The sequence below is a fragment of the Acinetobacter sp. 1566109 genome (assembly GCF_000582255.1).
Lineage (GTDB): Bacteria > Pseudomonadota > Gammaproteobacteria > Pseudomonadales > Moraxellaceae > Acinetobacter > Acinetobacter nosocomialis.
This window is the reverse complement of record NZ_JEYB01000074.1, coordinates 1-14583: the sequence shown is the minus strand read 5'-3', so window position 1 is coordinate 14583 and position 14583 is coordinate 1. Positions and strand designations below refer to the sequence as shown.

Genomic DNA, 14583 nt, shown 5'->3' with positions numbered 1-14583 from the left:
AAGCCAGAAATCCTGCAGTTCCGCGGACGCTGATAAGTAGACAGATTCCTGACACGGAATACTATAACTTACATCACTTAAATAGGATGCGTAAGTTGTGTAAGTTACGCCACTTAAATAAGTTAAGGCGCTAAAGCGATAAAAGCTACATGATGGCCAGTACTGAGCACTGGCGATCTAAGTCAATGCTGCAGTTCTCATCATCATTGGAATAAGTGGACAAATTCCTGACACGGAATACTATAACTGAGGTCACTTAAATGGGATGCATAAGTTATGTAAGTTACGCCACTTAAATGAGTTGAGGTGCTAAAGCGATAAAAGTGGCACTGTTGGAAATATAGATTTAAGTCGATGATTTTTCCTTTAAAAAAAGTACTTAAAGACGGCTTTGTTGCACAAAGCTGTTTGTAAGGTCTGATTCAGCAATATAATTTCCGAATGAAGAAGCCAGCAACTAAAATCTACCGTACAACGAATTGGTCCGCATATAAACTCAGTGCGAGAAACTTTCAGAGCCAAGTGAATGAGATAACACTAAATATAAAAAAATGGAAGAATAATTTACTAAGTTATTGTTTTTAAGTTGATCCTTGTTTTATATGGGGGTGATAATAACTTCTGATTACTAGTTTTTACCTTAAATATACCGATTGAAAGATTCATTTAAAGGCTATGAATACATGAGTTTTACAGTTTGGCTAGGTCAGCATGAGTACTTTTCACAAGATTTAAGATCGACCATGAACGTGATTAAGTTATAGGGGATTGATGAAATAGTTTTTATGAATTTCTGGCTTTCTGGGCTGATTTTATCAAATTCATGTCTATGCAAAATTGCGACATATTTCTCGTGCTGGTAGTTATCCAGAGTTTGGTCTGCATCTATCCATAGTGCAGACCTTTTTTTGGTGACAGTTTTTTCTTAGTGATTTTCGATCTGGATGTAGTGATTTCACGTTTGCAGAATATATCTTGGCGGTGATCCATCTAATATTCGTGATTATAAAGAGAGCTAATTCACAGGTTCTACAGATTATGTAGCGACTAACTATATCAAAGTCTATTTGCAGTTGATGGTTGGCGCTTAGTTTATATTTACGCTTAGGTTTCAGTTAAAAAATCAATATTCTGTTGAATCCGTGATTGAATCATCTGTAGGGTAGATTCTCGAATTTGATGGGGATACAGGCGCTGCGCAATTTGACTAAATTGAAGTGCAATTTCACGCATGGTCAAGATGATCTCATCGACTTCTAGAGTAGTCAGATTAGCTTCTGAAGTACCGAGTTTATGTATGTCATTTCGGGAAATATTGAGCGCTTCTCCCATAATGTCCATTTGATGATAACCACCTGGACCCTCGCAGAAGGTCACATCATAGGCTGGAGCCAATTTCCATTGACCATTTTTCTCCATGAGAAATGAAAAGTTCTTAGTATGGTCATCCCGATTATTGAAAAGCACATTAAACACAGCACGTTTAAAAGCATGCAATCTTTCTCGTACATCTTGCGTACACATCAAGGTTGCCCGGAGAAAATTGCGATAGTCTAGGCTACCTGGAACTTTATAGTCTGCTCCTGTATATGCAGCCAAACTCTGCATTGGAATCCGCATACCATTTTGACGATCGAATCGTTTAGAAGCAAAAGCCGTTAAACCATTGGGCAAATTAAAGAAATGGGTATCTGGAGTCTCAATTGCACAAAGTCGCAAACATTCTGCATAGACGGCTTCAATGGCGCAGACTTCAGGATGCTCTTGCTGAGCAGGAAACTTAATCAGCCAGGCTTCATGTTGATCAGAATCTTGAGTCGAAAACTCTAAATTGACAGGATCTCGGTAAACCAACGCTTTTGGTCTGGCACCTTGAGGGGAGCCACCCATGACCAATAAATGCTGTAGAAATTCACCACCTTCACCTTTGAGTACTTCTTGAACTTCCTGGGCCAGTTGTTGTAAAGGGATATTTTCTGAGGTTTGCATGTCAGCAACACAAGGTTCAAAGGAGAGGGCACCCATTGCGTGACTACTAATATAGGTCAGACGCTCCAAAGGTCCGATTCGTGCTGAATTTAAGCCAATTTTTTTGAAATATCGATCCATCAACATCATGCCCCAACCATCTGGTAAAGCGTCATAGACTGGACCTGGGAGTCCCATTTGATGAGTAGGAAAACCTTGTCTGAATGGTAGACCTTTTAAAGGCAGCAAGTAAGAAGAGAGCTCAACACCTTGCTGTATTGCTTCTGGACTATATTCAAAAGCAATGGTGGGTCTACCTGTCGTGGCTGTTGAACTAATCAGCGTTCCCCATAACCATGATTCGCCCCAACCGTTGTAATAAACATTAAGTCTATTGAGCATTATCCCTTCCTCTTAATACGGTGGCGCTTACTTTGACTCTCATAGCGAAGAATGTCATTCACACTGTTAAGCTGAGGTTTAAATAGTTCCTGAAGTTCGTTTAATCGACCCAAGACCATTGCAATACGGACTAAATTTTCAACAGATACATTTCGTCCCGCTTCAAGATTCGAAACTGTATTCACGCCGACACCAGCGCGTGCTGCTACCTCAGCTTGAGACATCTCCAGAAAGAGTCGTTGCTTACGTAAACGCTCACCTAAAAGAGTCACAACTTCTTCTGGTTTAGTGAAATATAAATCCATTAAATTGGGTCTTAAGAATGAATAATTTAATTAAATCACAAAATAATGGAATTAATCTATAGCTATAGTGTGGCTAAGGAGGGCTTTGTTGCACAGCACATCAGAAGGGTAGGTATAGTCCTTGGGTATCGGTTACAGAAAATCATCAGGATGTACTTTGACTGATTGTTGATACGGAGATTTCAGTATTTTCATTTTTCCTAATAGGTCACATTACTTAGAAAGGGTTCTTCGAAAATTAGTTCATACTTTAAAAATCCTATAAATATTGAGGATATTTTCTTAATGCTTTCAATATAGCATGCGGCTATATGTAACTCGAACGGGCTTAATCTGCCTTTCAGTATAAATTTTTTGGGCGTGAGAGGGGAGAGGTGTGAGGGCAAGCAATTTATATCGTGGATACTTCTAAATTACTTATGTAATAGAAGGTGGTAAACATGGATTTAGAGGTAATAACACTAAATATAAAAAAATTGGAAGAATAATTTATTAAATTATTGTTTTTATGTGGTTATTGGTGATGTTATGAATAATAATAACTTTTTCTTGATGAATTTTACCTAAAAAAATTGATCAGATAATTTTCTTTAAATGTCATGCATACATAAATTTGACAGTTTGAAGGGATCGGTATGTGCATTTTTCACAAGGTTAAAGATCGACCATAAATGTGATAAACGGCAGAGGATCATTGAAAAATGAATGGATTTAAACACTACATGTATGCACGAAAAAAAGTATCGCTGCGGTTCTGCTGACAGGCTGTATTGAGCATTGAATGCAAATGATGTAGTAATTGTCTACAGGCTATAGGACCAGCATGAAGAAGAATGAAATGTAGTTGCCAATTTATAACCTTGGTTGAAAAGCATAGCATTGTTATTCGGAGAAGTGAGGTAAGCCATCCTTCTCTTATTCATTTAAAATGATTCTTACTCAACTGATCTCGACTCATGGGCTGGTTCCAATTAGACGGATAATAACTTCCATCCCCTATCTTTTTCTTACCACATTTCTTGCATTTAATCCCTTCTTTGGAGATTTGATTCAGCATCACTGTTGTCGGTTGAATCAAATCAATGACATAGTTCGTTGGTTCAGGAAAAGCAGAAGAGGCTGCTTTATTGCAAAAGAGAACATTCGGATCAAATGGATTGGATTGCACAAAAGCCATGATACAGCCACAGAGTAATTCACCTGCATGTAATCTGTAACATCCATTCAGGTCATCAGACGAAGATTAATCTGAAATTTAAGCACTAAACGCCATAAATCTATGTATGGGCAGACTTTTTTGAGACATATGTTGATAAACATGCGGCAAGTTACATTGCTTAAAAGTCTATCTAAGTTAACGATCTATTCAATTCTGGATAAGTAATCTGAATATTACGATCCTAAATTACCCGAAGAGTATTAAGATTTCTAAGAATCGTGATTGTTGGTTTATTTGGGAAATTAATCAGTGGATTGAAGCAAAGATGATGGCTCATTAAGGATTGTGGGCTTCGACTACTTAAATTTTAGGTATTTTGAATAAAGCATATTTCAAAAATCTTAATTAATGGATTTAAATTACCATAAAAACCTTCAATATTGGCTTGAATCCATTGTTGTTGAGAGTCAATGCGAGACCAATCAATACCATAACCACAATGAGCAATCAGATGCTCAAAGAAAATCCGTTGTGTACGTCCATTACCTTCACGGAATGGGTGTATGACATTAAGCTCACAATACAAGTCGGCAAGTTGAGGAATCAGTTGTTGTGGTGCTAAGCCTTGAAAGTATTTTTTTTCTTGAAGCGTTTTGAGTAGTTTATTGGTTTCAATTTCAATACGGGAAAAATTACAAAAACGGGTGTCACCTTTGGAAATATCGATTTGTCTTAACTTTCCTGCCCAGTCGTATAAGTCGCCAAAGAGCTGCGCATGAATTGATTTTAAGTATTGTAAGTCGTAAGGTGGTTCAGCATATTCAATTAAGTTACTTGCCAATCCAGACAGTTCTAGTTCAGCTTGTTCTAAAATTTGTTCATCATGAATATTGAGTTTGTTCTTTAGGATATTTGTGCCAGGGTAACAATACAGGCTGTCACCCATTTCCCCATATTTATCCATACATGCACCTGACTAAGTTTCGGGTTGCGAATACTTCTTATATTTTTGCAAGATTTCAGCTTTACTTTGTTGAGTTGTTTGAGCTGTCGTTGTAATGCCTTCAAGCTTTAGGCTGGCTTGATAGTTTTGCGCACGTGTCGCTTGAATATATTTTTTTTTCTGTTCAGTGGTTCTGAGCATTTCGAAACTCCATTGATGCTACACGTGAAGTAAGTATAGCAGAGAATCTTTTTGATCAATGCTGCATACACAGCATTTCAAAATGTAATACAACGGTATTGTTTCATGTAATAACAGAAAACTAAAAAAAAGTGGAAGAATTTTTAAAATTTAGACCACCCATGATAAGTAAACCATATGTATTTGTTGATAATTGTAATTTTGAGAAAATTTAGTTGATAAATTAAATGAATTTTAATATACAAAGATATGCTCATTTTTTATATCGATAAAAATGTTAAAATTTGACTATTTAGTAAAAAATATAGAGATATTTATGGGGCAATTTATCATGCCCTTTTGCTTTGAGCGACAAAATGTTCAATTTAAGATAGTAAAAATTAACTCAGAACTACTGAAAATCAAAAAGATTAAACAGAGCCAGAAAGTAGTAGTACAAGCAAAGTTCAAAATAATCTATGTGAAAATTTGGCAAAAAATATTGCTATTAATGCAAACGGAGCCATGCTTACGTGTACATTCTAATTATGTTGCAATCTTACAGTTGATACATAATCTTGATGATTTTATCGAAAAATCACAGCAACACTTGTGCTTTGAGAGAAAAGCTCAGAAAGAGCTGGATGCTAAATTTTTTGCTAGATTTTTTAAGCTGACAAAGAGTTCAATAAAAGATCAACTTTTACCAAATTGTTCAGATCGTAATGAATTTAACCAATGCAATTTGATAAAAAATTAAGCGAAAGCGAATATGCCAAAGATTGAAACAGAAGAGCAATTCTTAGATTTAGCAGAAAAATTCCAAAAAGATTATTGTTTATTACGCAATCATGTTGTGAATACACAATTTGTCGATCTATCAGATGATTTACGTGAAAAAGCCCATGCTCTATATAAGGAAGCACAACAGATATATGGCTATATATCTAGTTCTAGACAATTAGGTAAATATTATTATCTAGCTTCTTTAAGTTATTTTGCATGCCCGACTACTAGTAATACTCAAGAGCTGTCGTCTGAACGTTATTTGATTCTACAAGCGAGTTTTTTAACATATCGGCAGTATCAAGAATTTGCAAAAATTGATAAAGCTGAGAATAAGCAAAAACATGTTTGTGATCTCTTTCGCTATGTATCACGATATGTTCTGGATTCTAATCATGCTGAATTATTTCAAGAATGCAGTGAGCTACTAAATCGCTATGTCATGTACGAACGTAACTTGAAAAAGGAGGATCGTAATCAACTTTTTAATATTAAAGATTTCAAACAAGTACAAGCCATAGAGTATTTATCGGCTCTATTAATAATTTTTAAAAGACTTGATGATCGTCGTGTTGTTCATCGTCAGCGTAAGTCAAAAAAAAGTAAAGTTTTGCAATGGCCGACGAAAAATGAACTCAAAAAATTTCGTGAAATTAAAACGGGTAAGCAAGTAGATATTGGACATAACGCAAAGATCAGTATTTATGATGCCGCTCTTCACAAAGATGAAGAGGGTGAAGTTGATCTATTAGATCCTGAAATGGAGTTTTATTCAGAAGATGAAAAGTCTAAAAATTTAAATTATATACTCAGCGATAATGCGACGCATCTAATGCGGCATCGCCAGCGCCGTCATGCTCCTTTTGTTACAAATCCACATTATTTGGCGCCAGATATACTGAAGCAAATTGTTTATGTGTTGAGAACCGAGTTATCCGGGCACTGGAGGGATGCTGCAATCGCTGCAGCATGTTTATTGTCACTTTTGACGGGATTATCACCCGTCGCACTGATGGATTTTAACGAGCTTATTCAAGATGGAATTTTGATCCAGAATGGTTCAAGTAGACGTCGCGAATATTTACTCAAATTAAATCTTAAAATTACAGAGCAGAAGATTAAGAGCTTAAATCATGTGCGGTGGAATGAAGTGATGACACATCAACTACATTTACCTTCTGCTTGGTTTGACTATATAGAACAAGCATCGAATCCACTAATTTCATCAACACACATTAATACGAAACTTAAGAATTGGCTTGATAATCGGTTTGTAGGTTCGATCACTGTAGAAAAACTGCAGGCTCAATTATATTTTCATATATATTATGAAACATATAATGAATATCTTGCTCATGTAATTGCTGGGCGGGATAGTCAGCATCACATGCCTGGTATCTATTATGGCGGGCTACCGAAAACTCAACTCAGTAGCACATATCTAGCCTTTTTAGAAAAAGCACTTACACCACATTCCACACATTTTACTGAAGACACGGCTGAACTAAAAATATTGCAACAACAATTCAAAGTGCAATCTGCATTATCTATAGGAAGGATAGGGAGCCAACTGGCACTTGAACCCAATTTTGTGAAAGAGCAATTCCATATTTTACATAGACATTGTCACGAAAACATCCAAGAAGATAAGCACATTATTAATCAACTTAATGCATATGCGTGTTGGATGTGGCATATCAGTTTGTTGAGTTTGGCAAGTCGGCCTAAAAAAAACCTGTTGGGGAATTTGGATGATTATTGTGTTGAGCTCAAGCTTTTATATGTGAATGATAAAAAAAATAGTAAAGCAAGAAAAGATGGTCGTTTTATCCCTTTATCTGATTTTTTCATAAAAACACTGCAAAATTACACTGCCTTTTTAGAACAAATTATTGAAGCGTACGGTTCATTTTTTAGACAAGTCTTTGCAAAGAAGAAGATAACTGTAAATGATCTTTTTGGTAAGGTCATTTTTAGTAAAGATATCTTGCCGATAACTGTCAAAGAATGGCAGAGCAGGAAAATTAAGTTAATCCCTTTATCGAGAAAATGGGTGAATTCATATATGCAAGGAGTCTTTCCAAAGAATATGTATTCGAATTGGTTACGTCATTTTGACATGAACTTTTTGATGCATGAGCAGCAAGAGGGTAAACCAGCATTAGCTTTTCACTTAATTCAGGCCCTGTATGGTCATGACCAACGTGACCGAGAGGCTTTTCATCCGCATTCTTCACTTATCCCGAATGTCTATGTACAGCAAGCCCGCCAGCAATTGCAAGATAATGTCAAATCTTTATCGATTAAACACTTAGAGCGAAAATAGTTGTATGCAAAAAATCAAAGAACTAATAAAACCACAACTAGATGATCTATTTGTTGATATTCATAAAATGGTGAAAAAGTCGCTAGATAGACAGCCTTCTCCACCTGAAGTATTGACGAAAGAAATGCAGCAAAAACTTGATCAGCAGATCGCTGAAAAATGGCATGACATTAAAGATAGTGTTGATTGTTTGAGTCAAAAGTTGAGCCGAGACGAACAATCAAAACTGATGCAATTTACTGAAGATGAATTTAATAAAAGAAGGAAGCAATTCAACCAGAATGTAGATAAAAAATCATACAGAATTAAGCTAAATCCACATACTAAACGGATCGTACTGCCTAGAAAAATTGAGAGTACAGAGTCACGGTTAGAACAGGGGCATCTACATATCCATGTACTTAAGGAATTAAGGCAGTATTGGCAAGATTCATTTGAATATTGGAATGAACCAAAGTACTTATGGGGAAATTTATGCTTAAGTTTTATATATATTTCAGGCTGTGCAGATGAACAGCATTTGATTGCTATTCAGAAGCAATTGCAGGAGGCCATTGAGCTTGGTACAGATCTGAATTGTTTTCGGTTATACCATTCGGACTACAAAAAAATCACTAATCCATTGTTACTACATTATCGTGTTGAAAACTCTCAATATGGCAACGATGTAGAACAGGGAAAGTTGTACCAATGGAAACATGTTTTTTTTAACCCATATGCGCAGTTCATTTTGCAATATTTAAAAAAGTTGAAAGCTACTCAGAAAGAATTTTGTCTGCAACATTCAGTTGAAGATTGTATTTTAGAAAGCTTGAGTAAGATAGGCAGGAAAAAAAGTCTTGGGGATCTGCAATATCAAATTAAACGCCGTGGATTTCGTGCATTTAATGATGTGCAAATGGTACTCGAATTTAATCCAAACCTCAGCATAGATATATTTTTGAGTAATGTGCTTCAGCAAGAGATTAATACTGTTGCTTTAAGGCCATCCGAATTTAGATTGCTGTGGAATAATGATTACAATCAAGTCACAGAACCAGATAATCGCCCTATTCATTTTGAACAAGAGCAGTTACTTCCTGAAGTTCCGACTGTTCAAAGCAAATTACAAACGATTCCGTATGAGTTGATGTTGTTTGGTCAAAAGAAACGTAAAGGTCAAAAAGTTGAGCGTTTAGATAAAAAGAGGAATAAAGAAGAACGCACGCTACGTTTTTGGCAAGAAACTAGAAGGGTGTTAGAGGAGAAGATAGTTGATGCTAATACAGAGGAAAAGTCTTTAATTGATGCTCAACTACGCTTAATTCACTGGTTAATGCATTTAAAAAAACGAGGGCTTCAATTATCAACTATTGAAAGCTACTTAGGATCGTTTGGCAAAGAATTTATATTTGAGATTTGGCTCAATAAATTAGATTTAAAGCAACAATCCATAGATGACTATGAGGATTTATATCGGCAGCTATTGAAATACAGCAGTGAACGTGATGAAAAAGCAGTTCAACGAGATTCGGTGAAAGGAAAAACCTCTCGTAAGATGCACCAAAGCGCAGAATACCGTTTTGGTCGCCTAAAAGATTTTCATCAATTCTGTATAGAGAATTATGATGCTCCAGGGGTATTGGTGCTACAGAATTCAAGTTTTAAGCATTTACAAATTTGCAATGCACGGCTAGTGAGTCCTTTGCTATTTGGCAAATTATTGGAAAAACTAGAAAATTTAAGTCAAGAGCCAACGGCATCAGAGTGGGTCGATCATCTGAGTTGTTTAAAGCTGATGTATTTACTAAGTTATAGAACTGGACTTCGATTAAATGAAGTTCGTTGTCTTAAAATACAAGATATTATTTGCCCAGAGCTACTTTATAAAGAAAAAGAAAATACAGTTTTTAATAATATCACGCTTCATATCCAAGACAATTCATATCGCCGTCTGAAAACGCGAAGTGCGAATCGTCAAATACCATTGAAAATTGCATTGTCAGAACATGAGTTTTTAGTAGTACAACGTTACATACAACATCGTTATGAGCAATATTTGGTTAATCAGCAGGATGATCTACTTTTTAGTGTGAATCATCGTGTATTAACTGATCAATGTATCAGCAAAATTACAGTAGATTTGTTTAGTCAAATATTAGGTATGCATCATGGCTTTAGTTTTCATACATTACGCCACAGTGCTGCTAACTATCTAGCAATAACTTTGCTCGGTTCAAAAGAAATGATCAAGACCTACACAGATTGTCCTTGGGTAAAAGCAAAAAAGATGAGGGATTTATTGTTTGGTATGAAAGCACGTGCTCAAGAAGAGATTATTCAACATAAATGGCAGGTGCTCGCCTCTTGGATGGGGCATAGCAGTATTGAGCAAACGGCTTCAAATTACCTTCATGTTTTGGATTTATTAGCAGTCGATCGAATTTATAATTCGCCGTGTATCATTTCAAAAAAAGTATTAGAACAGTGTTTTAGTCCAGTGAAGTCAAGTACAGTCTACATAAACCTAAATCGTTATACTCAGCAGCAGAAATGGTTTAATTCTTATCAGCAAACACAGCCAGTTACGATGGCTGGCCGACAAGAAAAGAAGTTTAGTATAGAGAAGAGTACTCTGACACCTTTTCAACGTTTGATAAGTTTTAGAGAAGGTCGTTTAAGCGAAGATACCCAAGCTCAAGAATGGATGCAACGATGTCAATGGATGAGCACTAAATGGATGGATCGCCAAAAATTTAATTTAAAAACGAATTATGTTTATAGTAAGAATTTAGAAGAGAGTTGGTTTGATGAACTTTACGAAAAGGCTAAAAAACTGACTCGTCCAGATGAAATAATTCCTCTCCTTGATTTTCATTATAAAGATGATAGGCAGCAAGATGCACTGAAAGAAAAGAACATGGTTAAGGCGCTTAAAATATTATTATTATTTGGAAAACTGCGTAAGAATTTTCTACATTTTCAATGCCGAATGAAAGGTGATGAGCAACAAATTGTTAATTTTATTACTGGTATAGAGCCAATGTTAGGAGATCATCTGTATTTAGAAAAACAAAACTACCCAGTTAATTTGGATGCTCCTGAGCGAACCGTTAAATTTAGTTTTCAAAGAGTTGTCGGCTCTAACAAAAAAAATGTTACTCCGCTGGTTATATTTAATTTAATGTTAAAAATGATGCAAAAAGATGAACTCTGGTTGAAATAGCCTAAGCAAACTAAAAGGGGAATTGTTTAAAAATCTCTCTGGTTATAAGTAAACTGTCTTTATGAAAAGCATCATACTAACTTTGATTCATAATAAAGGGAATTTAAAAGCTTTAGCATCACAATTTGGTCACTGGATTTTAGACAATAGTGTAAAGATTAGCACTTTGGTAAATCGATGAGCTAAAGTGTTGTAGTCCAAACTCGATCTGACAATTACCCATTTTTTAGTGTGCCCGTCAGGTTAAATTTGAACTGAATTTTTCTCAGCCCAAATTCATTTCCAATCAAGTTATGTTTCAAGTGGCGTGCGAACACTGCACAATTTAATTCACGGTGCCTAAGACAGGTATCAACTTCGGACCAGCCATTCTAGCTTTGCTAATGATTTCCACCAGCTCATCATAAGTCAGTTCAAACTTATCCTCACTATCAAATACATAGACCATATTCTTGCCTTCATGTTCAGGTGGAGTAGGTGGTACAAATCGTTTCGGGATAAGAATTTGTGCGAGTTGTTCGTCAGTTAATTTAAATAAGTGCATGTTTTTATCCTACTCTTGGTAAGTCAGACCATTTGGTTAAATACGAAGGTGATCTAAGGTTTTGATTCATGTGCCATGTGGCTTCTTTATTGTTGGCAATGCCTAGCGTGACGAGATTCTTCCCAAACCGTTCACTGATGGCTTCGATGGCATCTGAAAGCCTTTCTCGCTCTTGCTTATGTGAATAGTCCGTGAATAGATCGGGCACAAACTTGGATTGATCTGTAATTTCGAGCAGCACGATTCCCGCCTTTTTATACTTAAAGCCTTTCTTAAATATCTGATCGATGCCTTTCATCGCGGCCTTGGTGATGAGCAGTAGATCATCCGTATGCTCATGCATTTGAACGACGATGTAAGGCGAGTAGCGCTCTGTCTTATCAAAGCGACTGGTTTGGATATACACGCCGATCATCTTGCAGATTGAGCCATCTTCCCGCATTCGTTTCACGGCTCTGGCCACATAAAGCCGAACCGAAGCTTTAATGTCATCCATTTCATACACTGGGTTGCCATATGAACGGCTGCTGATGATTTGCTTCTTCGCTACAGTATCATCACTAAGGTCAATACAAGAAAGGCCCTGTAGCTCAAGCACCGTCTTTTCCATCACGATACTAAACTGCTTTTTGATTTCTTTAGGATTGGCATTGATCAGATCCAGCACAGATTGAACACCCATAGTATTGAGCTTCTTACAGTTCTGTCTGCCTACGCCCCAAACCTCAGACACATCAACCTGCGCGAGTAGCGTTTCTGTAGAGCATGGGTCCATATGGGCCAGATTACAGACCCCATTGAAGAACTTGTTTTTCTTGGCGAGATGATTGGCAATCTTGGCTTCGGTTTTAGAGCGACCAATTCCAATACAGCAGGGTAGGCCTAACCAACGCCAAGCCTTAGCCCTCATGTCTTGAGCATATACAGTCAGGTCAAATAGATGCTCGTAAGCTGTGAGCTTCAGAAAGCATTCATCAATGGAATAGACCTCTTGATCTCCTGGTGCAACATAGTCCCCAAGCAGCTCCATAAAGCGCTTGGACATTTCGCCATATAAGGAGAAATTACTGGATAGCACCTGAATGTTATGTTGTTTGATCAGCTCTTTAATTTGGAATACAGGAACACCCATCTTGATGCCTAAGTCTTTCGCTTCCTGGCTTCTGGCCACGGCACAGCCGTCATTGTTGCTGAGCACAATGGTTGGGCGATCATTCAAGGCAGGATTAAACACACGCTCACACGAGACGTAGCAATTATTCACGTCGACTAACGCGAATATTTCATTTTCACTTTGCATGGTTATTCTTCTTTTTATGAGCGGTGATAAATACGCTTTAAATTAAAAGTCACCACACCCCAGATTGATATGGTCTGACTATCATCAGGAATGATGTGATTGTAATTCGAATTTTCAGCCTTCAACCAAAGTTCTGGAAGCGGATAATCTTCATCTCCAAATATTTCTTTGATTTCAGACTTGGACATCTTATTGGTGATCATCAGCCGCTTAATGGTTGAGGCATTGTCATCAATCAGGGCAACCACGATATCGTAATGCTTGGCTTCAATACTGCGATCAATAATGATTGGATCATTAATCTCTAGGCCAGCATCGAGCATGGATTCACTGTCTACATAGGCAATAAAAGTAGAAATAGGGTTGTGAATCAGGAACTCATTCAGATCGAGTGCTTTGTCTTGCTCATCCTTGGTGCTGAAGGCCGGACCTGCAGGAATACGCTCTAAAGAGACGGGAATAGATACTTTGGATTTGGGTAGGACAGCAGTAAGCCCTAATTTTTCAACAAGCTCATTTTGAACAGCGATTTGTTCAAGCACGGTGTTGATGGTAGGACTTGGTTTACCCTCTGGACCCATGAGCTCTTGTAAAGATGACCATGCGTCGTCAGAGAAGTAAATAGGCAACTTCTTAGACATGAGATACTCCTACGCTACGAGGCGTGTTTGGAAGTAGAATTTGTTTAAATAGGATATTACTAACAGCGTTTAAAATTCAAATTTAAAAAGTTGTGGATAAACAAGGATGCTCAGAATAAGACGTTTTGTTTCTGCTCATCGCGTGGAAATGTGACGAATTCATCGGGCATTTGAAAGAAATATTCATGCGCATGTTCATGATCGGCTGTTAGCCAGTCTTTTCTGTACTGTTCTGGAATAACGATGATGGATCGCTTCTCATCCTTCGGTGCATGGAATTGTTTCATAAAAGGGTGATGGTCCGAATTGATGGTCAACATTGAAAAGGAACGTACCTTATTGCCATTAATCACTGCATCATCATAGATCCCTGCAACAGTAAAAGGCTGATCATCTTTACGCTTGATGGTGTACCAGTGTGGCTTGCCATTGATGTATTTCGGCTCATAAAATTCTTGTACTGGGACTAGGCAGAACTTGCTGTACTTCCAAGCATGTCGAAAGCTAGGCTTATCTGCTACAGACTCAGTTCTGGCGTTATAAGTATGACTGCTGAACTTCAATTCTTTCGCCCAGCTCGGTAGTAATCCAAACTTTGCAATATCAAGCTCTGATATGTGCTGAATTAGCAGGAGACTTTCACTTGGGATATGCTAGGCAGCTAACCGATAAAAGTTCTCTGCTATTTGATTTGGCGTTTTAAAATCCAAACTCTTTTGAATTCTTCGCTGATTATAAAATAACACAATGTATTCTGTAATATCTGCTTTAGCTTCATCTCTGGTTTTATAGTTGCAATGATGCACTAATTCATTCTTGAGTAT

General features: G+C 37.0%; 12 protein-coding genes and 1 pseudogene. 3 read left to right on the top strand and 10 right to left on the bottom strand.

What is annotated here, in order from left to right; all coding sequences use genetic code 11:
* Positions 1-1104: 1104 nt before the first annotated feature.
* The 5 genes from J582_RS22580 to J582_RS25720 all read right to left on the bottom strand — a co-directional run bounded on the left by J582_RS22580 (position 1105) and on the right by J582_RS25720 (position 4978).
* Entirely contained in the window at positions 1105-2370 is a 1266-nt protein-coding gene (locus J582_RS22580; protein WP_000934717.1) for a type II toxin-antitoxin system HipA family toxin, read from the bottom strand.
* A complete protein-coding gene (locus J582_RS22575) occupies positions 2370-2675 on the bottom strand; it encodes a helix-turn-helix domain-containing protein (RefSeq protein WP_000366814.1) in 306 nt (101 codons plus the stop codon). Before J582_RS22575 ends, J582_RS22580 begins: the two co-directional genes overlap by 1 nt.
* A gap of 919 nt (positions 2676-3594) precedes the next feature.
* Positions 3595-3852: a hypothetical protein gene (locus tag J582_RS22570; RefSeq protein ID WP_004726728.1), complete on the bottom strand. Its 258-nt coding sequence runs from the start codon at positions 3850-3852 to the stop codon at positions 3595-3597.
* Between the two features lie 349 nt (positions 3853-4201).
* Entirely contained in the window at positions 4202-4798 is a 597-nt protein-coding gene (locus tag J582_RS22565) for a putative adenosine monophosphate-protein transferase Fic (protein ID WP_004826955.1), read from the bottom strand.
* 12 nt (positions 4799-4810) lie between these two features.
* Positions 4811-4978 carry a YhfG family protein gene (locus J582_RS25720; protein ID WP_002125865.1) on the bottom strand — a complete coding sequence of 56 codons (168 nt, stop codon included), beginning with the start codon at positions 4976-4978 and terminating at the stop codon, positions 4811-4813.
* Between the two features lie 274 nt (positions 4979-5252).
* Here J582_RS25720 and J582_RS22560 point away from each other — a divergent pair, with 274 nt between their 5' ends.
* Genes J582_RS22560 through J582_RS22550 form a run of 3 tightly spaced genes read left to right on the top strand, consistent with a single transcriptional unit; the run spans position 5253 to position 11274 of the window.
* Complete coding sequence (locus J582_RS22560; RefSeq protein WP_000911011.1) at positions 5253-5717, top strand: hypothetical protein; 465 nt, start codon at positions 5253-5255, stop codon at positions 5715-5717.
* Between the two features lie 12 nt (positions 5718-5729).
* Positions 5730-8069, top strand: a complete 2340-nt coding sequence (locus J582_RS22555; protein WP_002058482.1) for a hypothetical protein — start codon at positions 5730-5732, stop codon at positions 8067-8069.
* Between the two features lie 4 nt (positions 8070-8073).
* A complete protein-coding gene (locus J582_RS22550; protein ID WP_032048642.1) occupies positions 8074-11274 on the top strand; it encodes a site-specific integrase in 3201 nt (1066 codons plus the stop codon).
* Between the two features lie 325 nt (positions 11275-11599).
* Here J582_RS22550 and J582_RS22545 read toward each other — a convergent pair whose 3' ends face one another.
* The 5 genes and pseudogenes from J582_RS22545 to J582_RS22525 form a co-directional block, all read right to left on the bottom strand.
* Positions 11600-11818, bottom strand: coding sequence for a hypothetical protein (locus J582_RS22545; RefSeq protein WP_000550047.1), 219 nt, complete (start codon positions 11816-11818; stop codon positions 11600-11602).
* 4 nt (positions 11819-11822) lie between these two features.
* Positions 11823-13118, bottom strand: coding sequence for a Y-family DNA polymerase (locus J582_RS22540; protein WP_001190352.1), 1296 nt, complete (start codon positions 13116-13118; stop codon positions 11823-11825).
* Positions 13119-13132: 14 nt separating this feature from the next.
* Positions 13133-13759: a LexA family protein gene (locus tag J582_RS22535; protein ID WP_000038641.1), complete on the bottom strand. Its 627-nt coding sequence runs from the start codon at positions 13757-13759 to the stop codon at positions 13133-13135.
* 110 nt (positions 13760-13869) lie between these two features.
* A pseudogene (locus J582_RS22530) lies at positions 13870-14370 on the bottom strand (SOS response-associated peptidase); the annotation flags it as partial.
* Positions 14371-14412: 42 nt separating this feature from the next.
* Positions 14413-14583, bottom strand: a 171-nt coding sequence (locus J582_RS22525; protein WP_032048640.1) for an IS3 family transposase, incomplete at its 5' end; no start/stop codon positions are given.